The following is a 24911-nucleotide window of genomic DNA, read 5'->3' on the forward strand; positions in this document are numbered from 1 at the left end:
AACACGAAGGGCAATTGCCCAAAGCGGGACGTGGCGTCATTCGCCAATCGCCCCACGCTGCATCGGTACAGGGTGGGGCGGGACACCCAGCAAAACAGCGAGGGCATTGGGCTGCATCAGATCCGACAAGACCGGGTCATCACTGCGCAGCCCGCCGGTATAGGTGCCATAAGCGGGCAGGATGATCCGGTGCCGATCCACCAGCATACAGGGGCGGGAAAACCCGCGCCCTTTCACGGAAAGTCGCGTTTTGGGATGGTAATGGCCTGAAACCTCGAAGGAACTCTGAGGGTCAGCAATGTGGCGAAACTGGATGGTGTCGATCAGACAGTCAGCTAGATGGGTCCCGCCAAACTCTACCGGACCCGGATCGTGATTGCCCTCAATCCAGATCCAGCGCCGCCCGGCCATAAGCCGCGACAGCCATTGCCGCATCTCGCCATCAAGCTGGTTTGCGGCGGTGAGATCGTCGAAACTGTCCCCCAGACACAGGACACTACGCGCCTTGGTCCGGGCGATGTCGGCCTCAAGGCGCATCAGCGTGTCACGCGTATCATAGGGTGGGAGCAGATGCCCACCGCGGCGGGCCTGACGTTCAGATTTGCCCAGATGAAGGTCAGAGACGCACAGCAGGTCCTGATCCGGCCACCATAACGCCCCGGAGGGCAACAGGGTGAGATCATGATCTGCAAAGCGAAACGCATAACAGTTCAGGGTAGGGGGGGGAGAAGAAACGCTCATTGGACCAGCCCTGCCTCTGCAAGAAGGCGTTGGGTTTCAGCGCGCAGCAATGCCTCTTGCCCGGCCCCCTCAACCGGCACGCGCCCCACTTCGAGAAACAAAGGGGCCGCAAAAGGGGTCACACGATCGGTGCTGCAATGGTCTATCTTGCCACGGCTTTGTGCCAGCATCTCTTCGATCCGCCCAAAATCAATCAATCCGCGCATCGCCTCTTCTTTGGTCAGGGTCAAAAGAAGGTGATCCGGGTCATATTTGCGCAGGGTGTCATAAAGAATGTCGGTGGAAAAGGTGGCCTGTCGCCCGGTTTTGCGCTGCCCGGGATGGTTGCGCGTGATCAACCCCGCGATGGTTGCCGCGTTCTTGAAACTCCGCTTCATCAAAGCGTTGTCTGCCAGCCAACTGTCCAGTCCCTCGCGCAGCAGTCCAAGGTCAAGCAGGCTTGCCGGATCGGATACCGGTTCAAGAGACCAGATCAGTGTGGCGTAGTCGGTGGCAACAAATCCCAGCGGACCTGCACCAAGATCCTCCATTTGCCGTGTCGCCAACAGCCCCAATGTCTGCTGAGCATTCTTTCCGGCAAACCCGTAAATACAGGTGTGTGCCCGACCGTCATGAGGGAAGCTTTCAATCAGAATTCGACCGGGGCGTGGCAATTGGCTCATCTCATTTTGCAAAGAGATCCAATCTCTTGTGTGGGCTGGAAGCGTGGAATGGTCGCCATTATGCAAGAGCGACAGAATGCGCTGGGATAGTTGCAGTGAGGTGGCAAATTTGGTGCCGGAAAATACCGCCAGACGGGGTTTGCGCCCGCGATCCCGGCTGACCTGAACAACCATTTCACGCAGGGTTTCAAACCGAACGATCTGCCCGCCCATCAGGAAAGTATCGCCGGGCACAAGAGAGGAGGCGAAGCTTTCCTCCACCTCTCCCAATGGTTTTCCTCCGCGTCCCCGCATCCGGACTTTTAATGTGTCGGTGTCGATGATCGTGCCCAGGTTCATGCGGATGAGCTGGGTCAGACGCGGATCACGCAGGTGCCAGCGCCCGTCTGAATTCTGCTTCAGCCTCTGCCAGCGATCATAGCCTTTCAGCGCATAGCCTCCGGTCGCCACAAAATCGAGGCATGCATCGAACTCTGCCCGGGTGAGCATTGCATAGGCACCCGCACTGGTCACTTCGGCAAACAGTCTGTCAGCATCAAACGGGGCAGAGCAGGCCGTGATCAGGATGTGCTGGCACAACACGTCGCGCGGGCCGGGGCCGCGCGGTTCACCATCCAGATCGTGATCCAATACGGCTTGGATGGCGGCCTGGCATTCAATGACTTCCCAGCGATTCGCGGGTAAAATCAAAGCCTTGGACGGGGTGTTATACTGATGCCCTGCGCGTCCGATCCGCTGCACGAGGCGTTTGACATTTTTTGGCGCCCCCACCTGAATGACCAGATCCACATCCCCCCAATCCAAACCAAGATCCAGCGATCCGGTGCAGACCACGGCACGCAAGTTCCCCGCCACCATTGCGGCCTCGACCTTTTCACGCTGGGCGCGGTCAAGGGAACCGTGGTGAATGCCAATGGGCAGCGCGTCAATGTTGGTAAGCCACAGATCATGGAAAAAGATCTCAGCCTGAGCGCGGGTGTTGTGGAAAATCAGCGTGGTTTTATGAGCTTTCACCGCCTCCAGAACCTCGGGGATCGCATAGCGCCCGCCGCCGCCCGACCAAGGGGGTGGTGTGTCAGTGGTAAGCATTTTGATCTGCGGGTCGGGTCCGGGATCTGCCGCCAAAATCTCACAGGTTGCAGGATGCGGGGCCAGATAGCGCGCGAGAGCTGGCGGATCATCTACCGTGGCGGACAGCCCAACACGGGTCATGTCTGGGCACATGGCCTGCAGTCGGGTGAGAAGCAGCATCAACTGGTCGCCACGTTTGCTTTCAGCAAGCGCATGCAGTTCGTCCACAACCACCCGTTTGAGACCAAGAAACACACGCGGCGCGTCTTCATAGGACAACAGCAGGGCAAGGCTCTCCGGCGTGGTCAGAAGGATATGCGGCGGGTCTGCCCGCTGCGCTTTCTTTCGAGTCTGTGACGTGTCACCGGATCGGTCATCCACGCGGATCGGCAGGCCCATCTCAGCAATCGGCCGGGTGAGGTTGCGGCGCATGTCAGCGGCAAGCGCCTTTAGGGGGGATATGTAGAGAGTGTGCAGGCCCTCGCGCGGTTTCAGTGTCAGACCAACCAGAGACGGTAGAAATCCTGCAAGTGTTTTACCCCCTCCCGTGGGTGCGATCAGAAGGCTTGCGGATCGATCCGCGCGGTCCAGCATTGCCATTTGATGCGGGTGGGGGGCCCAGCCGCGCGACGTAAACCAGTCGGCAAAGACAGGGGGCAATGAGAGAGGCGCACGGGTCATACCCGGAGGATAAGGAGAGGATGGAAAAAGCGCCAGTGGGATGACGGGGAGGTGCGTACTAGGATCTCTCGAACTCCGAACCAGAAAGATTGAATTTAATTCCCCACTCTATTGAACCGGTAACATCCTGTCTAAGTTGCTGGCCGTACTGTTTTTTTGCTTCACCAGCTGCACAAGCCGAATTGCATCACCGGTAAAATAAATCGGCAGGCGCGAGTGTCGCACCTGCCGGTTTTGTTTGATCCCGCCTCATTTAAAAAGGCTGCATTATCTCCGCAGCGTGTCACGGCGTTCCCGACGGTGACCACGCTCGGGGCGGTCGTCAGAGGCAACGCCAACCAAAGTCGCTGTTGGGGCTTCGGTAAAGATCGCTGCTCCTCCGGCACAATTGCTCTGCATCATCATAAGGATATCTCCAAAGTCATCGCGATCAGCGATCTGTTTCAGGACATGGGATGGGGCGTTGTGAAGATTACAAAGATTATACGTCGTGCCGGATGCGGCCGAAGCTGACGTTGAAAACCCTGCAACTGCTATCATCAGAGCGGTGGCAGGAAGGGTGAGTTTGATCGATTTGGTGAGCATTTGTTGCACTCCTAGGTGAAGTTGGCTAATTTCCAACTTGTCGGTTTTGATGTTGCTCCTGCGAAATTCCGCTTCGCCGAGCATCGAAACTGGCTGTTGGGGTGTTTCCTTGGATGTGGAGGCGCCCCTTTTCTTTGGCCATTTGGTCCTTGGCGTTTCGTCTACATTTGCCTGACCGTAGAACCAGTTTAGCCCCGTGTGGTTGCCGAAAAACAGATGGGCACGCCTGATGTCGCGGCTTGGTGAAAGGGGTGTGAGCGGACGGGTTTTTCACCCTTTTCGGGTGACAAATTTGGTGGAGTTGGTTTCGGAAATTCCCAATTCGGCTCACACAAAAGCGTGGAAACTGTGTGCTTGATGTTACCTTGCTTCGGAGAACTGGAGTTTCCAGACGAAGATCGGAGCAGTGTCGCGCGAAATAGCGTGTTCTCAAAGCTTTGCTATAAGGTATTTCGTTTCTTAATTTTTTGCATGTGTCCGGTCTGAAGGCAGGCAATATGAGTAGGGACCTATTGCACGCAGACCTGAGATGTCAGGTAAACCGGTGCAAATCACCAAGCTGATAGGATGCAGATAACGCTGTTCACCTGAAATGTGAGAAATCTTCTGTCGCCTGTTGTTGCCCGGCTGGAAAATGAAACAATTCAGGAAATCTAATGTATTTTTTGGCGCACTGCAGCCCGCAAACAGGTCAAAAGCAGGTGGAATCGCTCGGTTAGGAGTAGGGGGCGGTGCGGCGCAAATCCGCCCCGCCCAGTACTGTGTATTTTTCCGAACGTTCGCTTAGTGGACGATTTCTTTTTCGGTGACGAACATGTTTTCCCATGCCCGGTCGATCAGATCTGGTGTCATTTGATAGGGGATGCCCTCAAATTCACAAATCGAAATCATCTGGTCGATCAGGAAAATCGGCTGATAGTTGGCGTAGATATTATCGATCAGCGGGTATTTCTTTTTAAGAAGATAGACCAGGGCCTCTTCATTCAGCGGCATCTTCTTCTTACGCGCCACCATGGCAAAGATCTTCAGGAACCCTTCCTGATCGGGTCCGTCGATGATGATCTTGTAGAAAATCCGGCGCAGAGCCGCCTTATCGAAGATTTTGTTTGGGTGGAAGTTGGTCGAAAAGATGACCAGTGTGTCGAAAGGCACCTCGAATTTTTCACCCGATTGCAGGGCCAGAATGTCCTTGTTCTCTTCTAGCGGCACAATCCAGCGGTTGATCAATGCCTGGGGCGGTTCAGATTGGCGACCAAGGTCGTCGACGATAAATACGCCGCCCGAGGATTTGAGCTGAAGAGGTGCGGTATAGGTGCGCGCAGTTGGATTGTATTTCAGATCCAGCATGTCGAGGGTCAGTTCCCCCCCGGTGATCACTGTGGGGCGATCACACAATACATAACGGCGATCAAATTTGGCGGTCGACCGGCGCAGACTGGTAGAATCATCCAGGTGGTCCTCGGCCGCGGTGTGTACAATCGGGTCGTAGACAGTGATGATCTGACCCGAATAAACAATTGCGCGCGGCACATAGATCTTGTCGCCAAGCGCGTCGCGGATGCCATTTGAAATCGACGATTTACCGTTGCCGGGCGGTCCGTACATCAGGATCGAGCGACCAGATCCGACCGCAGGTCCCAATTGGTCGAGCAGGTTCGGTGGCAAGATCAGATGCCCCATGGCCCCGGTCAACTGCTCGCGCGACATCTGGATATTCCGGATCGACTGGCGTTTCACCTGTTTGGCGTAAACTTCCATCGGCACGGGCATTGCCCCGTAATATTCCGACTGGGCAAGGGCATCGAGCGCACGGGCTTTGCCCGCGTCCGAAAGGCGATAGCCCATTTCCGAACTTTTGGCGCCTGCGTGCATTGTACCCATGGCCTCGACCAGAGCCTGTTCACGGCACAGGTCAATCAGGTCCTGAACCACGCGACCGGGAACCGCCAAAGCAGCTTCCAGATCGGTCACGCGCTCCAAATTTGTGCGGAACATGGTCTTGAGCATGATGTCCCGCATCATCACCATTGTCAGCCCGGTGTCTTCCAGCGCCCTTAGTGCCGGTGGTGCAATCAGATCAGTTGTCTGGATGTTCATTCCTATGTCCTCACCCAAAACTTGCGATTCTCGCCAATTCCAGCCAGAACTATGGCCAAAATGACAACGAAACTGGCCCGAACACGGACCCATACCTAGTTTCGTAAACAATGAAGAGGGCAGGCATGAGCAAAGAAAATGGCATCATTTTGGCAGGGGTGCAGCTTGTGCTGTTTATTCTGCTTGCTGGCGCGCTCGTCGCCAAAGGCGGATTGTACATTAAACAGCATGAAGGTGACACGTTGCACCTGCTTCAAATCCTGATGAGGATGGGCGAAGGACAGCTGCCGCATCTCGATTTTGTCACCCCGATCGGTATTCTGGCGTTCTTGCCGATTGTTGCTTTCACAAATGTGGGGTTTGACGTGGGATTGGCATTTATTTCCGGCCAAATCCTTGTCGCGGCAATTTTCCTACCGGCGATCTGGTATGTTTCGATAACCCGCCTGACGGGCCCCTGGCGCTACTTTTTCATGGTAGCCATGATGATCATGTGTCTTGGCCTTATCCACGGTGAAACCAAAACGGCGCTCTCTGTGTCGATGCATTACAACCGATGGGCCTGGGCTGCGGCCTTCCTTGCGATTGTCACGGCCGTGTTGCCCAAACGAACCGGGCAGGGGGAATTGGCCGATGGGATGATCGTCGGGCTGGGCTTTGCGGCAATGGCGATGATCAAAGTCACGTATTTTGCAGCTTTCCTGCCCGCAGTTCTGGTGGCGCTGTTCACCCGTGGAGCAGGGAAAACAGTGCTTTGGGCGCTGATCGTGGGTCTCGTTGCCGTTGGGGCGATGACTGCCTATGTCGGCACCCCGAAATTCTGGCTCTTCTATCTGGCGGATCTTCTGAACGTCTCTGGCAGCTCGGTACGACCTCACCCGGGCCGGTCCTTCAGCGAAGTGGTGAGTTCGCCAATCTATCTGCCCAATACGATGCTGGGACTGGCCGGTGTGATCCTGTTGCGACAGGCGGGGCGGATGCGCGAGGGGTTGGTGTTGTTGCTGCTTCTGCCCGGTTTCTTCTATGTGACCTATCAGAATTTCGGCAATGATCCGCAATGGACCGGTCTTCTGGCGATCCTTCTGATCATGCTGGTGCCGGATCGGCCCGTCTATAACGGGGTCGGTTGGGATGTCAGCCGGGGTCTGGTGATCACCGCGTCATGTGCTTTTGTGCTGGCCGCCCCATCGTTTTTCAATATTGCGCAAAGCCCGTTTCGTCACCTCGTCACCAAACCCGAAGACTATGTTCCGCTGTTGCAGGGGGTTGAAGGATTTGAGGACCTTCAGGCCTTTGATGTGCGCGCGCACCGGTTGGATGCAAAGCGCGCGCTGGATGGGCCTGATACAGTGTTCGCTGCTTACCACGACCCGGAAGCGCGGGAAAATGGCGAGGTGACATTCCAAGGGGAAGCACTGCCTTGGTGTTCACTGGAGCTGGGAATGGTCGCCTGGTTCCGAACCGTATCGGATGATCTGGTGGCCACCGGGCTTGTCGAGGGCAAGTCGCTCTTCGTGGCGGACCTCCTGCCCAGTTACTGGATGTATGGCGCAGGGGAACCGGTACCCGGTGGGTCACCTTGGTATTATGGTGGTCTGAAGGGGATCAAAAATGCTGATCTTCTGCTGGTGCCGCTCTGCCCGCTGTCGTTGGATGTGCGCAAGACGATTTTGGATGAAGTCAGTGAAAAGAACTGGGTTTCGGGTGTGCGCGAGGTGCGACGGACCCCGGAATATATCCTCTACAGATTGCCCGCAGATGCCGAATAAAGGATCATGAAAAATAAAACCCCGCCTTCTGGCGGGGTTTTTCTTGTTCAGGTCGGGATTATTGCCCGTAAAACACACCCGTTAAAAGGTATAGGATCAGGCTGGTGCCCAGACATAGACCCATCGGGAAATCCCGGCGTTCCCAACTGGACCAGTTTGGGGTCGCATTGCGGATGGCGGGAATAGCGCGGGCGATGCGATGCAGGGCAAAGCCAATCAGCAAAGACGCGCTGAACAGCATGACATATGTAATGATATCCTGAAGCGCGATAAAGGGGGCCATGGCTGCGGCAAACTTGGCATCTCCAGCCCCCAAAGCGCCCGCCAGATTAAAGAGGAACCCCGCCGCGAGGATGACCACCAGATGCAGATAGCGCCACGGGTATTCAGCCAGCGGCAGGGCCACAAGCCCGACCACTGCGAAAACGAGAGTTAAGGCGACAACTGATTTGTTCGGGATTTTCATCCGGCTGAGGTCGCTCATCGCCGCCCAGATACAGATCGGGGTGACGAAGGGCAGAAACCAGAGTGCGGATGAGGCGGTTTGGACCGTGGCCAGATCAGCCATTGCTCAGCTTGCTCTCCAACGCTTCCAGTGCCCGCACAGCGGTTTCGAAATGCTGCGGGTGGGTTTCAATTGCTTCCTGCAGGAGGCTTTTGCCAATGGTAACGTCGCCTTGTTTGATCGCGGACAGGGCCATTGTGTGCAGTAGCTGCGCACGTTCCACTTGTGTGGTCTGCACAATCGGCAGCTCATATTTGCGCTGTGCGGCACGGGACAGAACCAGGTTGTTCTTGATGGTGAACATCGAAGGATCATAGTTCAGCGCTTCAGAGAACAGGCGTTCGGCCCCTTTGTAATCGGCGCGAGTCAGTTTCGAATAGCCCCAGTTGTTCAGCACGCTGGAGGGTTTGGTCGACAGGCCCATGGCGGTTTCATAAAAGCTGTCGGCTTTCTTCCATTCCTTCTTGCTGTCGGCCACCATCGCCTCAAGACGATAGCGTTTATAGGTTTCATGGGTCGGGGGCACCTTGTCGAGCTCGATCTCAGCTGATCCCCAGTCGCCGGCACGGATCAAGGCATCGGCATAGGCCACGCGGTCCTCATTGGTGGCACCCGGCATCGAGACAACTTTTTTCCATACCGAAACCGCCTGCGATGGTTTCTTGGCCCGGATCAGCGATTTGGCCAGACCGCGCTGCAGGTCAATCCGGTCCGGTTGCGATTTTGCGGTGCGGCTGAAATAGGAGACTGCTTCGTTCGGATCCCCAACCGTCAGCATGATATCGCTGAGATTGCTCTCATCAATCACGTTCACATCACCCAGGGCGCGTTCCACATCTTCGGACTGGCCGGGTTTTTGACAGGCGGAAAGGGCCAGGGCACCGCCCAGACACAATGTCACAAGGAAAGAATGGCGCATGGTCTGCGTCCTCTGCTGCTCGTTTGCCCGCGCGTGGCCCATTTTTGGGCTCTAGAGTGTCGACAGAAGAAGGAAATCTCCTTGTCCCCGCCGCATCAGCGCGAAGTTGTTTTCATTTACTGGATCATAATCAGGGTTTTCCAATCTGGCGAGAGCCAGGCGCAAATTCTCGCGAATATCGGCAGATTGGCCACTATCCAGCCCAAAGGCGAGCCGGAAGACGCGCGCGGCCTCGGCCACTTCGCCTTTTTCCATCAAAACCACACCAAGATTGTTCCAGGCCGGAACAAACGTTTCATCCTTGCCCACCGCCTGCCGCAGCTGACGTTCTGCTTGCCCAAGGCGGCCCAGCTTCAGGTTCGCCGATCCAAGAGCTGAAAGCACGTCGACCGTGATCCCATGATCCGCAGCCGAGCGCAGATAGGCCTTCAATGCCAGCTCGTATTCGCCCGCTGACATCAGCCGGTGCCCGACAATCAATCCATCCACGCTTTCAGCCCCCCGAATGCCACCGCTTGGCGCATAGGGGCTGTCAGGTTTCTGTGTAGGGCCAACGGTTTGGCCCTGGCATCCGGTGATCACCAATGCCAGGGCCAGAATTGTCATTTTTGGACGCAGATTGTGAGCCATCCGAAGAGGCAAAGAAGGCGGCACTCTGAATTCCTTTACGCGCGGCCCGCTCCGTTCAAAAACTGATCTTCGACAGAGTTTGGGCAATGTTGTAAACAGATGGCCCCAAGAGGATGATCAAAAGCGGGGGCACGGTGAGGCCCATAGTGGCAAGTGTCATCTTTGTGGGCAAGGTGTTTGCCTTTTCTTCCGCGCGCATCACGCGTTTGTCCCGCATTTCTGCCGAAAAAACACGCAGTGCTTCTGCAATCGAAGTACCGAATGTGGCGGATTGAATGAGCACGGTCACGAAGCTTGAGACATCTGTCACACCGCAGCGTTCGGACATGTCGCGCAATACCTGAACGCGTTCCTTACCGGCTTTCACCTCGTGGCTGACAATCTGAAATTCATCAGCCAGAGCAGGGTATCCGGCGCGAATTTCGTTCGCGACGCGAATGATCGCCTGATCCAGAGATTGACCGGCCTCAACACAAACCAACATCATGTCAAGTGCATCGGGAAACCCGTTTGTGATCTCTTCCTTGCGGCTTTCCACCCGACGGGTGATCCAGTATTTCGGCAACATATAGCCAGCGATGCCGGGGCCAAGGATCCACATGATTTTGGAGGTGGAGGTCATAACAACATTTGGGTTCTGGGACTTGAGAAATACGATCAGCACACCAAACAGAAGCAATCCGATGCCAAGCGCAAACTGGGCAAAGTGGTAGGTGCGCACCGCGTTCTTGCCCCCATATCCGGCCTGCAATAATGTCAGCTGCATGGCGGAATATTCTTCTGCGTCCTTTGGCTCCAGGAACGCCGAATATTTTTCAAGCTTGTCGCCTCCGCCTTTTACACGCAGGGCTTGACGCTCACTGCCCGCTGCGTGGGGGCGACGCTGATTTTCGCGCAGCTTGTCCAGCGGGTCGGCTTTTCTTTTGAAGAGGATCGGGACGGCGATCAGCATGAGCAGGAAGCCAAGACCGCCTACGGCCATCAACGGTCCCGCGGGGCCAAACATATCGGTCAGGATCAGGTTAAGAGCTTCCATGGGACTACACCTTGATGTTCACAAGTATCTTCATCACGAAGATATTGGCGATCAGGAACCCGGCCACGATAAAGCAGGCGGGGATGAAATATGCGGTTTCCTTAACGTCGTCATAATAGTTCGGCTGGATCACATTGATCATCACCAGAGCAACCAGAGGGAAGCCTGACAGGAACATGCCGGACCATTTGCTTTCAGCAGTGATGGCTTTGACCCGGCGAAAGAGTTTGAACCGCGAGCGGATCACCTTGGCCAACCCGTCAAGGATTTCGGCCAGATTACCACCGGATTGCTGCTGAATCGTCACGGCCACTGCAAGAAAGCGTAAATCCTGCATATCGAGGCGTTCCGCCATCGCCTTAAGGCTTTCGCCAATCTCGCGGCCATAGGACGCTTCATCGGCGATCATGCCAATTTCGGTGCCCAGCGGATCGGGCACTTCTTTGGCAACGATCTGGATGGCGGAGGTGAAGGGGTGACCGACACGCAGCGAACGCACCATCAGTTCAACAGCGTCAGGCAGTTGTTCCTCCAACATAGCCATGCGTTTCTTGGCTTTGTTGTCGACCCAGAGATAGACGCTGGACACACCCATGGCGATGGATACAGCGATCCGTATGGGTGTCTCTGCGGCTGTTCCGACGGTCAGCCCGATATATGCCACTGCTGACAATCCACCCATCAACATGAACAGTTGGGAGGGTGAGAATGCGATTGCCGCTTTCTGGGCTTTCAGGGCGAGGATCGAATAAAGCGGAAAGCCCTTGGCTTTCATGTGCTGGCCCATCTCCTTGCGGAGCTGTTCGAGCACCTCTTCGCGTCGCGCGCCTTTGTCCAAGAGATCCAGGCGGCGGTTCACGCGGCTGTTCAGGCTGATGGATTTGCCAAAGACAGCCAGATAGATGCTTTCGACCAGCAAGAGAACTGCGCCGAAAATCAGGCCATAGATCAGAAGTTCTGGTGATATGGACATGGGTGTTCCCCTCAGATGATCGGTTCGAAGATGGTTGCAGGCAGGTCGTAACCCCACTGACGGAAGCGATCCGAGAAGTGAGAACGTACGCCTGTGGCGTTGAAGCGACCGACGATGGTGCCGTCGGTTTCCAGCCCGAGGCGTTCATAACGGAACACCTCCTGCATCGAGATAACCTCGCCTTCCATCCCGGTAATTTCGGTGATCGACACCATGCGCCGCGATCCATCTTGAAGGCGGCTTGCCTGCACAATGAGATGCACAGCTGATGCGATCTGGGACCGCACGGCTTTCAGGGGCATTTCGATCCCGGCCATGGCCACCATGTTCTCAAGGCGGCTGACGCCATCGCGGGCCGAGTTTGCGTGGATGGTGGTCATCGACCCGTCGTGGCCGGTGTTCATGGCCTGAAGCATATCAATCACTTCCTCGCCACGCGTCTCACCTACGATGATCCGGTCCGGGCGCATCCGCAGGGCGTTTTTCAGACAGTCGCGCTGGCTGACCGCGCCTTTGCCTTCAACGTTGGCGGGGCGGCTTTCCATCCGTCCCACATGGGTCTGCTGAAGCTGAAGTTCCGCCGTATCCTCGATGGTCAGGATCCGTTCGCTGTTGTCAATGAAGCTGGACAGGGCGTTCAGGGTTGTCGTCTTACCCGAGCCGGTCCCGCCAGAGACGATGATGTTCAGGCGGCAGGCCACGGCGGCTTGCAAATATGCTGCCATCTCTTCCGAAAAAGCGCCGAAATTCACCAGTTCATCAATGCCCAGCTTGTCTTTTTTAAACTTCCGGATCGAAACCAGCGAACCATCCACTGCAATCGGCGGCACCATCGCGTTGAAACGCGAACCGTCTGCCAGACGGGCGTCAACATGCGGGTTTGATTCATCAACGCGGCGACCCACGGCAGACACGATCTTGTCGATGATCCGCATCAGGTGACGTTCGTCCTTGAAGGTGATGTCAGTGAGTTCCAGTTTACCAGCACGTTCCACAAAGATCTGCTGCGGCCCGTTCACCAGAATATCGTTGACCCCATCGTCTTTCAAAAGCGCCTCAAGAGGGCCAAGACCGGTGACTTCGTCATAGAGTTCCTGATTGAGCGCCACCCGCTCGTCGCGGTTCAGAACGACGCTCTTATCTTCAAGAAATTCCGATGCAATTTCAGTGATTTCCTGGCGCAGTTCCTTTTCTGACGCCTGCTCGAGTGCGGCCAGATTCAGGTTGTCCAAGATCTCCTTGTGGAGTTCTGCCTTAATTTCCGACAAACGTTCCTTGCGTTTGCGCTCTTTGTCGAGCGGTGCAGCGCGCGCCGTTACCTTTTCCGTCACTTCGCGACGTTTGACCCGAGGGGCGTCTGTCGCATCCGGTGCCGGGGGCGGTGTGATAGCTGCTGCGTCGGTTTTGCCTCCGACTACGGCTTGCAGGTTCGGCGAACCACCATTTTTGGGCGGGCGCGGGTTTTGTTTTTTATAACGTGAAAACATCCTGACCTCCGGTTCAGATCGCCGCTTCCGCGGATTGGTTCACTTCATGCACAGATTTGGCGAGCTTCTGGATCTCACGGCGCAGTGGATTTTTCGCCGCTGCTTCCGCCAGAGGTACGCCGTGATCGCCTGCTTGCAACACCGGCTTTAGTCCGTCGGGAAGATGAACTTCGATAGAAATATCAAGGCTTTCAGACAATCTCTTGACGCGAGATTTCCCCGAGAGGTCGGTGAATTTCGGCGCGCGGTTCAACACGTGGCGCAGCTTGCTGACCGGCAAATCTTCTGACTTCAACGCTTTGATCATACGCAGCGTATTCTGGGCCGAACGCATGTCCATCTCGAGCGTCGTGAAATAGACATGGGCCGACTGCAATACGCATTCGGTCCATTGAACCACGGTGCTTGGCATATCGATCACCACATAGTCGAAATTGGCACGCGCCATATCAATCAGACGCTCCACGTCTTCGCTTGAGATCAGGTCCAGCGGCAACATGTCGTTTGGAGCGGTCAGCACTTGCAGGGAATCATTGAAGGAGATCAATGACTGCATGAAGCTTTCACGATCCATCGATTCAGTGTCTGATAGAAGTTCATAAACCGCATCCCTGCGCGGCAGGTCGAGGAAGGTGGAGACTGAGCCGAATTGCAGATCAAGGTCCAGGATGCAGACCTTAGGTGGATTTTTCTTATCGACCATGGTCAATTCCCAGGCAAGGTTCACGGCAAGCGTTGTAGCGCCTGTGCCTCCAGCCAATCCGTGCACCGCCAGAACCACACCTTCGCAATCCGCCTGACCCTTTACCGCCGAGGTTGCGTCACCATGAGCAGGCAATGAGGGTGGGGGGGTGCGAAGACGTTCGATGACATCGTTCAGGGCACCCTCGGGCAGGGGGTAGGGAATAAATTCAGATGCTCCCATCTTGAGCAGCTGGTGCAGTGCAATCGGGCTGACCTCTTCGGCAATCACGATCACCTTGATGTTGTTTTCCACCGCGGTTTTTACAGTATGGATAACTTTGGACAGATCACCCTCGTCATCATCATCAATGGCAATGGCGACAAATTCCAGCATCTCCGCTTCGGGTTGACCAAAAAAAGCCACGGCGTCTTCGATGGAAATATCGCCCCAGGATTCGCCGAGTTCGGCTTCCATATCTTCGATCAAAAGGTCGAAATTCTGTACGTCCCGAGAGATCGTGCAAGCTACGATGGGGGCGGCGTCTGGCTGCAACGCAACACTGCTACTCATTGCCCTATTCCTTCCTAATTTCGACCCGGTACCGAGGATTCAGTCTGGACCACTCGGAGACCGGATCACGCGCGATTCGTAATCGGGCGCGCACTGCTCCATTTCCTGAATTTGTGCCAGCCAATCTGGGCAAGATTTGGGCCAAAAGATCGTAATTATTCGTCATTTTTGAACGATCAGGGTAAGGTTGGGTTAGCTGTTTCTAAATGGAAAACAAGTATATAAAGGTCTCGACCTTTAAAATATGACGTTAAATCAACGACTTGATTGATTTTTAGGCCCCGGGGCGTTGTTTTTCTCGCTATTTACCAAACAAAAAGGGCGCGGCCCGTGGCCACGCCCTTTTTGTGTCTAAATCGTAAACAGTTTTACTGTACGGAGCCATCAAGCCCGGCTTTGGTCAATTGCGGTTGTGGTTTTGCGCTTTCCACATATTCACGGAAGATGACCGCAGCGTATTTCCCGTTCATCACCGTTGGGTGGCGGGATACAAAGCCCGATACCTCTGTCACGGTGCGGCGGTTCCGCAGTTCGCGTCCTTCGGTCACGATCAGCGGCTGGGTTTCGCCAAAGCTGGCAACAGCCTCCAGTCGTGACCGGCTGATACCTTGGCTGACCAGATAGTTGACGACGGCATTGGCGCGGCGCAGGCCGAGACGTTTGTTATAGGTGTTCGAACCGACCAGATCGGTATGGCCATACACGCGGAAACGCACTTCCGGGAATTGGGCAATCCAACCCGCTTGTTGCGAAAGGATCGTCCGTGCGGAGGCGTCGAGCTGGGCACTATTGAATTCAAAATTCACCGTATCCGACACTTCGTCAGCGAAACGTCTGGCCAAAGCAATCGTGTGATTGATCTCGCCATTCTGCACACCGACATTATGCGCAGTGGGGGACGCAAAATATCCTTCGTCGAGGAAATCGCCGGCCGATCCGGTCAGGACACCGCGTTGCCCGTCGGCACAGGCGGCCAGAAGGGCAAGCAATGAGGTGGCGGCGAGGAGGGGTTTGATCGCAGTTGGTTTCATCAGATCAGTCCTCCATCACGTAACCGTAGGATCCCGAGAAATCCTGTTTTGCCACTTCACCCGCAGCGCCTTTGGTTGGGCGGTTGGGGGCCGCTGTTTTGCCAAACAGGAACAACTCCCGTTCTGACGGCGGTTTGATACGGTCCGTCGGCAGAGCCAGCGCATCACCACGGGTCGGAGTGACCAGATGTGCAGTGATGATGATCACAAGCTCGGATTGCTGACGTTCATATTCTGCAGAGCGGAACAGAGACCCAAGAACCGGGATATCTCCCAGCCAGGGCACTTGTCCGGACAGATCGCGGAAATCATCTTCGATCAGGCCTGCAACCGCAAAGCTCTCGCCATCGCGCAGTTCCACCACGGTAGATGTCTCACGGCGACGGAAGGCGTTGATGTTAAACCCGCCATTGTTATAGCTGACCGTCGGGTCAAGCCCCGAAACAGCGGCCTTGAGGTCGAGATTGATCACATCGTCCGACAACACGCGCGGTGTAAAGGTCATTTCGATGCCGAATGGTTTGTAATCGACTACCACGCGGTCTTCACCGGCCGAGACAGGGATTGGGTATTCACCACCGGCGAGGAAACTTGCCTCCTGTCCCGAAAGGGCGGTCAGGTTGGGTTCTGCCAGAGTGCGAACAACACCTTTGCTTTCAAGGGCTTCGAGTAGGATGCCGACTTCGAAGGATCCAGCGTTGAAGCCCAGGGCCAGACCACCTTCAACACCGCCTGACACTTGAATTGGATTACCGCCAAGTCCGTTGCTTCCGTCAAGCCATGTTCCGGTTTCAGCATCGATGCCAAGATTGGTGCCGCCAGAGATGGCCAGCGAACTGGACAGGGCCTTGCGGACCGAACGTTGCATTTCAGCGAAGCGCACTTTCAACATCACCTGCTGCGTACCGCCAACGGTCATCAGGTTAGAGACCCGTTCCGGTGCGTAACGTTCTGCCAGATCCAAAGCGCGATCCATACGTCCGATTGAGCTGACCGTGCCTGACAGCACAATGCCGTCATTTGCGGTGCGCACTTCGATGGCCTCGCCCGGTAGGATCTGCTGCAAGCGTTCCTTGAATTCAGCGACGTCCGCGGACACGCGAACCTCGACATTGGTGATCAACCGCCCATCACCGCCCAGAAGGGTCAGTGTCGTGCGGCCGGGTGCCTTGCCCAGCACATAGATGGTGCGATCCGACAAGGTCGAAATGTCAGCAATGCCGGGGTTGGCGATTGAGAGTTCCGCGAAGGGAACATCGCTTTCGACCACAACTGCTCGATTCATCGGAACACTCAGTGCCGATGAGGCAGAGCCGTTCATCACACGCAAGGTTTCTGACATTGCACCTGTCGGTACGGTTGTCATTGCAATAGCGACTCCGAACAGAGTCGCCTTGAGTACTTTATCTATTTTCATGTGATCCTGCCTTTTCGATCACGCCTCGGTTTTAGGCTGTTTTTATCCTGTCAGTCGGTCGGTTTTCCGTCCCGCCTAGCCCGGTTGTTCCGGAGCATTTTGCCCAATTACGGCGAGCATGCGACAGAATTTGCTTTTTTGCAAGAATCAATAACTTGGCATGATTCTCTCATGTGGTTCTTTGGCAACAAAACGGGGCCATTGAGGCCCCGTAAACTGGTTGGATTTACTGTCTGACATCTCGTCGAGACGTTATTGGGTCTTACAGGCGATCGGAACCTCTACGATTTCGGCGCCGCGGCGGGTTCGGATCGTGCAGACCTTCTGTGCCACTGCCTTTGGAGCATCCACCACACCCAAAAGTTCTCGTTGTCCGATCTCGACGGAGCCCGATACGCTGGCATCCTGAACCCCTACAAGCGCGAGGGAGAGTTTGCCTGTCGACTGTGCCTGGGCGAGGGCGGCCACTTGGCGTGGTGTTGCCTCGACCGTCACAGTGCGTGCGATGGTGGGGGAGACGCGGTCGCTATCAGCCATCTGGTCGATTGCGATCAGCTGGATCGAAGCTTCGATCAATTTTGTCACTTCGCGCTGGTTGCCTTCTCCTGCGGACATACGGCCAGACCAGTACACATCAACCCGGTCGCCGGGGCGCAGGAAGCCGGAAACACCAGATGAGACATCCACGCGGATTGCGAATGCACGCATCCCAGCGGACAGTCGCGAGCTTACACCAGCATCTTGCCCAGGTTCAGTCAGTTTGATTTTCATCAACGCTTCGTCTTTTTCCATCGCACGGGTCACAATGCGCGGGATTTCCGGGCCCCGTGGGAACAGGTCTTCCATGGACGTGAAGCTGCCTTCAGGAATGGCATCTTCTGGCCAGCGCACGGCACGTATGTCTTCCTGTGTCAGTGGTTGACCATAGGTAAGCGGTTTTGTCGAAACCAACACTTCAACTGTGGGAACAATGGCTTCGGCTGCCCGACGTTGAGCTTCAATCTGGGCCTGATAGACACCGATATAGTCGCGGGCAAGGTAAACCGCGAACCCGGCTAACGCCACGCCCAGGACCAATACCAATCCAAATACGGCTCGCATTCGATTTCCTTTCACATCATTGCGCCAACCCCATTGGTGACGCAGATTTTGATTACATTCCCAAGTTAGAAACAGATTGGGGCGAATTTATGGACATATGATGAAAAACCAGTTGATTGTTCATCAGTTTAGCTAGGAACCAAACAATGTCCCGTCATGTGAAAAGCCGCGCCATTTCGGGCGCGGCTTTCTGATTCTGTACTAAGTTTGAAACTTAGTGGGTCAGGATGGTCATCGAGCTCAGTTCGCTGGAGATTTTGTCGGCCAGCGAGGTGGTGCCACCCGAGACCGAAGTCAGCACGGCGATGCCCAGACCCACGATGGCTGCGGTCAGCACGACCCAGTCGACGGTCACGGCGCCATCTTCGTCAGATTTGAATTTGTTGATCAGGTTGAAGAGTTTCATGGTCATATTCCTTGAATGTCTAGTTGGTCAGGTCACTTAAGGTGAGAACCTTAGTGGGTCAGGATGGTCATCGAGCTCAGTTCGCTGGAGATCTTGTCGGCCAGCGAGGTGGTTCCGCCCGAGACCGAAGTCAGTACGGCGATGCCCAGACCCACGATGGCAGCGGTCAGTACGACCCAGTCGACGGTCACAGCGCCATCTTCGTCAGATTTGAACTTGTTGATCAGGTTGAAGAGTTTCATAGTCATATTCCTTGAATGTCTAGTTGGTCAGGTCACTTAAGGAGTGAACCTTAGTGGGTCAGGATGGTCATCGAGCTCAGTTCGCTGGAGATTTTGTCTGCCAGCGAAGTGGTCCCGCCAGAGACCGAAGTCAGTACGGCGATGCCCAGACCCACGATGGCTGCGGTCAGTACGACCCAGTCGACGGTCACGGCACCATCTTCATCACTCTTGAACTTGTTGATCAGGTTGAACAGTTTCATATTCGTCCCTCCGGTTAGGTGTTCAGTCACGTTGTCTTCCAAGCGCAACTCTGTGAACCACCTATGTTTCAGATCCTCAGTGCCGCTCGGCATGGATAAAAATTAGCCTGTTGATTGGGGCAAGAGTTGGGCAGGTTTCGTTCCTTTTTGGGAATCTTAACTTTTTTTGTGACTTTGAGGGTAAGCTCATGAAATATATGCGGAATAAAAATAGAAAAAATTAATTTCATAATGGGAGAAGTCGTGGCGGTGGCAATTTATGTCACGAGTTTGATAGGAATTTCTGGTGTTTTTGCCTGCGATTTGCAAAAAATCGAATAGAAAAGAAAGGGAATAATCCCAAAGCAGAGGTCCTTGTTTGCAGAGAGGGCCCAAATAACAGAGACAGGCAGCAAGAGAGCAGTGTTGAATGCCATGAAATATGTGGGGAAACTCACGGTTGTGTCTGTTGCTTTGACAGCATGGATCGGGCTCTGTTTGGTCGCGGGTCCGGCGCGTGCCGAGGAGGCGCCTCCTGCATTTCCAGAATTTACCTTCAAGAAAATTGGAGTTCCCAGCGGAGCGGGAAAACGGATCACTGTTCAGATCGACCCGGAAGAGCAGGCGCGTGTATTGGCCCCGCTACCTTCTGCGGCGCAAACGGATGATGACAGCAATACAAACGACGACCTGATCCCAAGCGGATATGAATGGTTCTGGAGCACCGTTTCACCAAAGACTGACGGTGGTGGCCCTGCCAATCTTCAAAAAGCTCTGTCGGCGCTGGAAATGAAAGAGGGGTTTGCGGCCCCTCGGTTGCAGCATCTTCAGGATATTGCGTCCCTGTATGGCATCGAAATTCTCAAAGCCACGGTTGGAACAAGTGTTTCCCCTGCATGGGTGCTGGCGCTGATCTCGGTGGAAAGCTCAGGACAGGCGGATGCTGAAAGCCATGCTGGCGCGCAGGGTGTCATGCAGCTTATCCCCGATACGGCTGCCCGGTTTGGCGTAGGCGACCCGCTGGATCCTGCGCAGAACATCAAAGGGGGCGTGGCCTATCTGTCGTGGCTCATGACACATTTCAACGGCGACCCCATTTTGGCGATGGCCGGATATAATGCTGGCGAAAACGCCGTGACCCAGAATGGTGGAGTGCCGCCATATGCCGAGACCCGCGCGTATATTCCAAAAGTCCTGGCAGCCTGGCAGGTGGCCAAGGGCCTGTGTTTAACCCCTCCTGAATTGTTGACCGACGGCTGTGTATTTGCCGTGAAAGGATCCTGATATGAGTGTGAAGCCCCTTGTGCTGGATGTGGATGGGACGTTTTTGCGCACAGATATGTTGTTTGAATGTTTCTGGGCGGGGCTGGGGCGCGATCCATGGGCGACACTCCGGGCGAGTTTTTCGCATTTCACCGATCCCGCTGCCTTAAAGACGGCTCTGGCCGAAATCACGCCTTTGCGAACCGATCTGCTTCCGGTTTCAGAACCGGTGCGGGATCTGGCAAACCGTGCGCTGGAGGAAGGGCGCGAGGTGGTGCTGGCATCCGCCTCACATATTTCTCAGGTCAAACCCTTGGCCGAGCATCACGAACTGTCAGAGCGCGTGTTGGCGACACAGGGGATGAGCAATCTAAGGGGCTATGCCAAGGCAGATGCATTGGTAGAACTCTACGGTGAAGGTGGGTTTGACTATGCGGGCAATGCGCCGGTGGACATGGCCATCTGGAAGCAGGCGGATGTGGCCTATGTGGTGGGGGATGAAAAATCAGCGGGCGAGCTGCGTGACATGGGCAAAGAGGTGCGCGAACTTCCCGGAGGGTGGACCGCCAAATCCCTGATCAAGAGCTTCCGCCCACATCAATGGGTCAAGAACATCCTTCTGTTCCTCCCCCTCATTGCAGCCCATGATTTTTCATTCGGGACGATTTTTCTGGCACTGTTGGGCATTGTCAGTTTCTCGGCAGCGGCTTCATCGATCTATCTGGTCAATGACCTCCTCGATCTCGAAGCGGATCGCTTGCACGTGAAGAAATGCAAGCGCCCCTTTGCTTCGGGGGCTGTGCCGATCCAGGTTGGGATGGCCGCTTTTGTTGGTCTGGCCGCCCTTGCGCTTGGACTCGCGGCGATACTTGCACCTGCATTCCTGGGCGTTGTTGCGTTTTACATGCTTCTGTCTCTGGCCTATTCGCTGAAATTAAAGCGGATGCGCTGGGTGGATATTGCGGTGCTGGCCAGTCTTTACACATTGCGCGTGGTCGCAGGGGCGGCCGCAACCGGCATTTATGTGTCGGGTTATCTGCTGGTGTTCATCTTCCCGGTCTTCCTGGCGCTGGGGTGTGTGAAACGGCTGACAGAATTGACACTTGCCACATCGGATGATCGCCTGCCCGGACGTGGGTATGGTCGCCCGGATCGCCCGGATCTCCTGAATGTGGCCGGGTTGGGTGTGGTCGCATCTCTGGTCGCATTCTTCCTTTATTCCTTCACCGATCAAGCCATCGAGCTTTACAAAACACAGTGGTTGATCTGGGTGGCGGAGCTTCCGATGGCGTGGTGGATGATCCGTATGGTGCGGCTGGGCTGGTATGGAAAACAGGATTACGACCCGATTGTTTTTGCGATGAAGGACAAACGCGGTATTGGCCTGATGCTGATGTCTATCTCGATCATGTTCTATGCCGCCGGTCTTTGGCACAATTTGATGGGGCTGGGCTGATCCGGTCGACCATATGAAACCCGTGCCTGCTCCGCGCCGCGGATGGGATCGGGATTGGCGCGGGTTAGCCATCATATTGCCAGAGCAAGTCGCTATCTCAAGTGAGGGAATGGGGTGAAAGAAAAAAGGGGCAGAACGCCCCTTTTTTTGTGTCGGATTTGTAGACTAGTAACGTGTCAGATCGACATTTTCTTGAAGATGAACTCCGGGATATGGCGAATGATCAACATGATGTATCGCCAGAAGAACGGCGTGTAGATCACGTTCTTCTTTTTCTTCACGGCATTCGATATGTCACCTGCCACCTTTTCTGGAGTGGCGACGAGGAACATGCCCTCGACATCCCATGTCATCGCCGTATCGACAAAACCGGGCTTTACGGTGACCACATGTCCACCTGCACGGGTCAGGCGATTGCGAAGGCCAGAAAGATAGGTGGCAAAACCCGCTTTGGCAGAGCCGTAGACATAATTGCCGATCCGGCCGCGATCACCGGCAACAGACCCAACGCCAACAACAGTGCCCGCCCCGCGCGCTTCGATGACAGGGGCCAGTTTCTGCAAGAACCGGGCAGGGCCGGCGTAGCTGTCCATTACAGTGCCGTCGATCAACGAAGGGTCCTCGTCGATGGCGTCTTGTGGTGGCATGGAGCCGACAAAAACGGCTGCGTTGATCACACCCACCACTTCGCTGACCCGGTCGATGATCGGGTCGAAGGTTTTCGGATTGCGGGCGTCAAACTTGATGGCTTCCGCGTGTTGCCCGCGTGCGCGCATATCGGTGGCGCTGCGCTCGAGATCTTCCATGTCACGCCCGGCCAAAAGCACAAAGGCACCCTCTGAGGCCACTTTCCGGGCAAAGGCGCGGGCCATAGAGGACGTGGCGCCAAGAATGATCCAGGTTTCGTCTGTCACGGTGTCGGGCAAGTTGGTCATGTTGTCCTTCATCCTGTATTCCTCAGGCCCAGACGGCGGGTCATATCAGTTTCAAGAGAGCGTTCCGGGTCGGATTTGTCAGCAATTGCAGCCCAATCACCATGTTCAGGATACATCGCTTTTATGGCGTCACCTGTGGCAAGTGCATCCTTGGCCAGATACAGACGACCATTCGCCTGGGCTGTCATCTTTTCTAGCTCTGCAATCAGATCTCGGGCAGCGTCGCGTGCCGGGAAATCTACGGCAAGCGTATATCCTTCCATCGGGAAAGACATATGACCGGCGCGCCCGTCACCCATCCGTTTCAAAACGGCGAGCGGCGAAGCCAGCCCGGCACCTGCGATCCGGTCCAGCATGCCTTTCAGCGCGCCCACTTCGGATAGGGGCACGACGTTCTGGAACTGGTAAAACCCTCGTTTGCCATAAAGGCGGTTCCAGTCATGGATCTTGTCGAGCGGGAAGAAAAAATCGTCAATCCGTTTGACCGAGCTTTTGCCAGATGTTGGCACGCGACGATAGTAGGTGGCGTTGAAGCCTCGCACCACCGGGCCGGAAAGTGCCCAATTTGGGGCATCCCGCGGCACGGATCTTGGGGATTTCGCCTTTGGGAGCAACCCCTTGGCCAGTTCCGCTTCTTCCACGATACCGCGTCCCAGTGCAGCCCCTTGGGCGGTGGCATCAATCCAGCCCACGCAATATTCGGCGGTGGAGGCGTCAAGCAGCGAGATATGACGCTCCCAGTTTTCAGCCCGCTGTTCCGTGACCATCATCACATCGCCGGGGCAGGGTTTCATCTGCAATGTCGCCTCAGCAATCACGCCGGTCTGTCCAATCCCCCCCATTGTCGCACGGAAGAGGGCGACGTTTTTCTTGGGTGTGGCCACCACACGTTTGCCGTTCTGTATGAGTGTGACCGACAGCACATGCTGGCCAAAGCTTCCGGTGTTGTGATGGTTCTTGCCGTGCACATCCTGTGCGATACAGCCGCCCACTGTGGCGAAACCCGTGCCGGGCAGAACTGCGGGGATCCAGCCCTGCGGCGCAAAGATATGCGCAAGCTCGCCAATGGTGATCCCTGCCTCAACCGTGACCTGCCCGGTTTCAGCATCAAATCCAATGATGCGGTTCATGCGTGTCATGTCGATGGCGCGACCGTCATTGTTCAGGGACGCGTCCCCATATGAGCGACGATTACCGACCGCCGGACCACCCTCTTTGGTCAGGTCCGCCAGTTTGCGGGCGCGCTCCGGTCGGGCCATTGCACCGCTGGCACGCAGCACACGGCCCCAGCCTGTATAATCAATTATTTTCCAGCTCATGCTTTTGTCTTTCTTGTCGTGAGCGAATGGCGTTCGGCCAATGGGAAGATCAAAAGACCGATCCCGATGGCAAACCAAAGCGTTGTGACGCGGATAATGGCGGTGGCGGGTACAGAGACCTCCAGCGGCACCCCTTCGAGGGCTAAAAGCGCGATCATTGCAGCCTCTGCACCACCGACCCCTCCGGGGGCTCCGGTCAGGCCGCCAGCGAGCGTGGAGAAGACAAAGATAGCAACCGCAGTGGCAAATCCAATGTCAGATCCCAGCCAGACCAGAAGCAGATGAAAGGCATAACCTTCGGCAATCCAACCGATTACGCCCAAAATCGCGGCGCTGGTCATCAGTGTCGGTGAGGTGAAGGCAGAAAGAGATTTTGCAGCGCGTCTGATTTTGACCCATAGCCGGGCAAAACGACCCGTGACGCGATGCCCCATCTTGGCAAAACCAGCGAGCAGAGCAGGGCGTGTGGCCACAAAACCCGCAATCAGCGCGAGGAGTGCAACCGGCACGCCCCCCGCAATGCCTTTCATGGAAAAGGATAAGGCCATGGCGAGGATTAGGGCCATTGCCGTCAGATCGGAGGCGCGGTCAACCAGCACCAAAGGCGCGGTGCGTTCAAAATTCCAACCTGTTTCGCGTTTCAGCCAACGCATGCGGACCAGCTCACCCACGCGGCCCGGTGTGACCGACATGGCAAAACCGCCGAGGAAATGGCGCAGATCCTGTGCAAGCCCCGTAGGCAAGCCAAGACGGCGGGCAAAGATATGCCAGCGCAAACCCCGAAAGAGGTAATTCACAAGGGACAAAACCAGAAGAAACAAAACCTGCCAGATCGAAAGCTTGGCGATCTGTGCGCGGGTTTCCTCCCATCCGGTGGCAGCGGCCAGACCGATGAGACCGACCATTACAAGCCCAAACAGCCCGGCCAGAACCAGTGTATCCCGCAACCGGCGGGATGGGGCAGGGGTGCCCGAGGAAACTGAATTTGTACTGCTCATTGTCATTGCCGAAGTTGTGGCGAAAGAATGCGGCGAGAATATGAAACAATCCCTCAAAATACGAGGTATTTGTGATAGGCTTGGCGTATTGAAACAGCCATTGATTTATTA

General features: G+C 55.6%; 23 protein-coding genes. 3 read left to right on the plus strand and 20 right to left on the minus strand.

All coding sequences use genetic code 11. The features are described 5' to 3' along the window. Positions 1-36 precede the first annotated feature (36 nt). The 4 genes from pdeM to O2N63_RS07925 form a co-directional block, all read right to left on the minus strand. On the minus strand, positions 37-714 hold the full coding sequence (gene pdeM / locus O2N63_RS07910; RefSeq protein WP_408629797.1) for a ligase-associated DNA damage response endonuclease PdeM: 678 nt from the start codon (positions 712-714) through the stop codon (positions 37-39). Positions 715-737: 23 nt separating this feature from the next. Beyond that, positions 738-3155: a ligase-associated DNA damage response DEXH box helicase gene (locus O2N63_RS07915; protein ID WP_271053710.1), complete on the minus strand. Its 2418-nt coding sequence runs from the start codon at positions 3153-3155 to the stop codon at positions 738-740. A 267-nt stretch (positions 3156-3422) separates the two neighbouring features. Continuing rightward, entirely contained in the window at positions 3423-3740 is a 318-nt protein-coding gene (locus O2N63_RS07920) for a hypothetical protein (protein ID WP_271053711.1), read from the minus strand. Positions 3741-4523: 783 nt separating this feature from the next. Further along, on the minus strand, positions 4524-5837 hold the full coding sequence (locus O2N63_RS07925; RefSeq protein ID WP_271053712.1) for a P-loop NTPase family protein: 1314 nt from the start codon (positions 5835-5837) through the stop codon (positions 4524-4526). A gap of 125 nt (positions 5838-5962) precedes the next feature. On the opposite strand from O2N63_RS07925, the gene O2N63_RS07930 reads away from it, so the two are divergent. Then, positions 5963-7606: a hypothetical protein gene (locus O2N63_RS07930; protein ID WP_271053713.1), complete on the plus strand. Its 1644-nt coding sequence runs from the start codon at positions 5963-5965 to the stop codon at positions 7604-7606. Between the two features lie 58 nt (positions 7607-7664). On the opposite strand, the gene O2N63_RS07935 is transcribed toward O2N63_RS07930, so the two are convergent. From O2N63_RS07935 to O2N63_RS07995, 13 genes are all read right to left on the minus strand, one after another. Then, entirely contained in the window at positions 7665-8174 is a 510-nt protein-coding gene (locus O2N63_RS07935; RefSeq protein ID WP_271053714.1) for an A24 family peptidase, read from the minus strand. Beyond that, on the minus strand, positions 8167-9030 hold the full coding sequence (locus O2N63_RS07940) for a tetratricopeptide repeat protein (RefSeq protein ID WP_271053715.1): 864 nt from the start codon (positions 9028-9030) through the stop codon (positions 8167-8169). Before O2N63_RS07940 ends, O2N63_RS07935 begins: the two co-directional genes overlap by 8 nt. A 51-nt stretch (positions 9031-9081) precedes the next feature. After that, positions 9082-9636 (minus strand): tetratricopeptide repeat protein, encoded by a 555-nt coding sequence (locus tag O2N63_RS07945; RefSeq protein ID WP_271053716.1) that lies wholly within the window; start codon positions 9634-9636, stop codon positions 9082-9084. A gap of 79 nt (positions 9637-9715) precedes the next feature. After that, a complete protein-coding gene (locus tag O2N63_RS07950; protein WP_271053717.1) occupies positions 9716-10696 on the minus strand; it encodes a type II secretion system F family protein in 981 nt (326 codons plus the stop codon). Positions 10697-10700: 4 nt separating this feature from the next. Next, a complete protein-coding gene (locus tag O2N63_RS07955; protein WP_271053718.1) occupies positions 10701-11669 on the minus strand; it encodes a type II secretion system F family protein in 969 nt (322 codons plus the stop codon). Positions 11670-11680: 11 nt separating this feature from the next. Next, complete coding sequence (locus O2N63_RS07960) at positions 11681-13156, minus strand: CpaF family protein (protein ID WP_271053719.1); 1476 nt, start codon at positions 13154-13156, stop codon at positions 11681-11683. A gap of 13 nt (positions 13157-13169) precedes the next feature. Continuing rightward, positions 13170-14411 (minus strand): AAA family ATPase, encoded by a 1242-nt coding sequence (locus O2N63_RS07965; RefSeq protein WP_271053720.1) that lies wholly within the window; start codon positions 14409-14411, stop codon positions 13170-13172. 368 nt (positions 14412-14779) lie between these two features. Beyond that, positions 14780-15442: an OmpA family protein gene (locus O2N63_RS07970; protein WP_271053721.1), complete on the minus strand. Its 663-nt coding sequence runs from the start codon at positions 15440-15442 to the stop codon at positions 14780-14782. A gap of 4 nt (positions 15443-15446) precedes the next feature. After that, the gene (locus O2N63_RS07975) at positions 15447-16859 is read right to left on the minus strand and encodes a type II and III secretion system protein family protein (protein WP_271053722.1); all 1413 of its coding nucleotides are present in this window, start codon (positions 16857-16859) and stop codon (positions 15447-15449) included. Between the two features lie 252 nt (positions 16860-17111). Next, a complete protein-coding gene (cpaB, locus tag O2N63_RS07980) occupies positions 17112-17960 on the minus strand; it encodes a Flp pilus assembly protein CpaB (protein ID WP_271053723.1) in 849 nt (282 codons plus the stop codon). 214 nt (positions 17961-18174) lie between these two features. After that, positions 18175-18366 (minus strand): hypothetical protein, encoded by a 192-nt coding sequence (locus tag O2N63_RS07985; RefSeq protein ID WP_271053724.1) that lies wholly within the window; start codon positions 18364-18366, stop codon positions 18175-18177. A 50-nt stretch (positions 18367-18416) separates the two neighbouring features. Next, complete coding sequence (locus tag O2N63_RS07990; RefSeq protein ID WP_271053724.1) at positions 18417-18608, minus strand: hypothetical protein; 192 nt, start codon at positions 18606-18608, stop codon at positions 18417-18419. Positions 18609-18658: 50 nt separating this feature from the next. Beyond that, positions 18659-18850: a hypothetical protein gene (locus tag O2N63_RS07995; protein WP_271053724.1), complete on the minus strand. Its 192-nt coding sequence runs from the start codon at positions 18848-18850 to the stop codon at positions 18659-18661. 414 nt (positions 18851-19264) lie between these two features. Here O2N63_RS07995 and O2N63_RS08000 point away from each other — a divergent pair, with 414 nt between their 5' ends. Next, positions 19265-20113, plus strand: coding sequence for a lytic transglycosylase domain-containing protein (locus tag O2N63_RS08000; protein ID WP_271053725.1), 849 nt, complete (start codon positions 19265-19267; stop codon positions 20111-20113). A 1-nt stretch (position 20114) separates the two neighbouring features. Beyond that, on the plus strand, positions 20115-21548 hold the full coding sequence (locus O2N63_RS08005) for a UbiA family prenyltransferase (protein ID WP_271053726.1): 1434 nt from the start codon (positions 20115-20117) through the stop codon (positions 21546-21548). Positions 21549-21724: 176 nt separating this feature from the next. Here O2N63_RS08005 and O2N63_RS08010 read toward each other — a convergent pair whose 3' ends face one another. The 3 genes from O2N63_RS08010 to O2N63_RS08020 are packed head-to-tail and all read right to left on the minus strand — an operon-like array spanning position 21725 to position 24800. Then, entirely contained in the window at positions 21725-22495 is a 771-nt protein-coding gene (locus O2N63_RS08010) for an SDR family NAD(P)-dependent oxidoreductase (protein WP_271053727.1), read from the minus strand. Beyond that, the gene (locus O2N63_RS08015; protein WP_271053728.1) at positions 22492-23802 is read right to left on the minus strand and encodes an FAD-binding protein; all 1311 of its coding nucleotides are present in this window, start codon (positions 23800-23802) and stop codon (positions 22492-22494) included. Before O2N63_RS08015 ends, O2N63_RS08010 begins: the two co-directional genes overlap by 4 nt. Then, on the minus strand, positions 23799-24800 hold the full coding sequence (locus O2N63_RS08020; protein ID WP_271053729.1) for a lysylphosphatidylglycerol synthase transmembrane domain-containing protein: 1002 nt from the start codon (positions 24798-24800) through the stop codon (positions 23799-23801). The genes O2N63_RS08015 and O2N63_RS08020 overlap by 4 nt, the downstream gene beginning before the upstream one ends. Between the last annotated feature and the right edge of the window lie 111 nt (positions 24801-24911).

The sequence above is a fragment of the Aliiroseovarius salicola genome, from assembly GCF_027891095.1.
Lineage (GTDB): Bacteria > Pseudomonadota > Alphaproteobacteria > Rhodobacterales > Rhodobacteraceae > Aliiroseovarius > Aliiroseovarius salicola.

Bases quoted from the DNA above. Each gene is read 5' to 3' on its own strand.
- O2N63_RS07915 (WP_271053710.1), bottom strand. From the start codon at position 3,155: ATGACCCGTGCGCCTCTCTCATTGCCCCCTGTCTTTGCCGACTGGTTT.
- O2N63_RS07920 (WP_271053711.1), bottom strand. From the start codon at position 3,740: ATGCTCACCAAATCGATCAAACTCACCCTTCCTGCCACCGCTCTGATG.
- O2N63_RS07925 (WP_271053712.1), bottom strand. From the start codon at position 5,837: ATGAACATCCAGACAACTGATCTGATTGCACCACCGGCACTAAGGGCG.
- O2N63_RS07930 (WP_271053713.1), top strand. From the start codon at position 5,963: ATGAGCAAAGAAAATGGCATCATTTTGGCAGGGGTGCAGCTTGTGCTG.
- O2N63_RS07935 (WP_271053714.1), bottom strand. From the start codon at position 8,174: ATGGCTGATCTGGCCACGGTCCAAACCGCCTCATCCGCACTCTGGTTT.
- O2N63_RS07940 (WP_271053715.1), bottom strand. From the start codon at position 9,030: ATGCGCCATTCTTTCCTTGTGACATTGTGTCTGGGCGGTGCCCTGGCC.
- O2N63_RS07945 (WP_271053716.1), bottom strand. From the start codon at position 9,636: ATGACAATTCTGGCCCTGGCATTGGTGATCACCGGATGCCAGGGCCAA.
- O2N63_RS07950 (WP_271053717.1), bottom strand. From the start codon at position 10,696: ATGGAAGCTCTTAACCTGATCCTGACCGATATGTTTGGCCCCGCGGGA.
- O2N63_RS07955 (WP_271053718.1), bottom strand. From the start codon at position 11,669: ATGTCCATATCACCAGAACTTCTGATCTATGGCCTGATTTTCGGCGCA.
- O2N63_RS07960 (WP_271053719.1), bottom strand. From the start codon at position 13,156: ATGTTTTCACGTTATAAAAAACAAAACCCGCGCCCGCCCAAAAATGGT.
- O2N63_RS07965 (WP_271053720.1), bottom strand. From the start codon at position 14,411: ATGAGTAGCAGTGTTGCGTTGCAGCCAGACGCCGCCCCCATCGTAGCT.
- O2N63_RS07970 (WP_271053721.1), bottom strand. From the start codon at position 15,442: ATGAAACCAACTGCGATCAAACCCCTCCTCGCCGCCACCTCATTGCTT.
- O2N63_RS07975 (WP_271053722.1), bottom strand. From the start codon at position 16,859: ATGAAAATAGATAAAGTACTCAAGGCGACTCTGTTCGGAGTCGCTATT.
- cpaB (WP_271053723.1), bottom strand. From the start codon at position 17,960: ATGCGAGCCGTATTTGGATTGGTATTGGTCCTGGGCGTGGCGTTAGCC.
- O2N63_RS07985 (WP_271053724.1), bottom strand. From the start codon at position 18,366: ATGAAACTCTTCAACCTGATCAACAAATTCAAATCTGACGAAGATGGC.
- O2N63_RS07990 (WP_271053724.1), bottom strand. From the start codon at position 18,608: ATGAAACTCTTCAACCTGATCAACAAGTTCAAATCTGACGAAGATGGC.
- O2N63_RS07995 (WP_271053724.1), bottom strand. From the start codon at position 18,850: ATGAAACTGTTCAACCTGATCAACAAGTTCAAGAGTGATGAAGATGGT.
- O2N63_RS08000 (WP_271053725.1), top strand. From the start codon at position 19,265: ATGAAATATGTGGGGAAACTCACGGTTGTGTCTGTTGCTTTGACAGCA.
- O2N63_RS08005 (WP_271053726.1), top strand. From the start codon at position 20,115: ATGAGTGTGAAGCCCCTTGTGCTGGATGTGGATGGGACGTTTTTGCGC.
- O2N63_RS08010 (WP_271053727.1), bottom strand. From the start codon at position 22,495: ATGAAGGACAACATGACCAACTTGCCCGACACCGTGACAGACGAAACC.
- O2N63_RS08015 (WP_271053728.1), bottom strand. From the start codon at position 23,802: ATGAGCTGGAAAATAATTGATTATACAGGCTGGGGCCGTGTGCTGCGT.
- O2N63_RS08020 (WP_271053729.1), bottom strand. From the start codon at position 24,800: ATGAGCAGTACAAATTCAGTTTCCTCGGGCACCCCTGCCCCATCCCGC.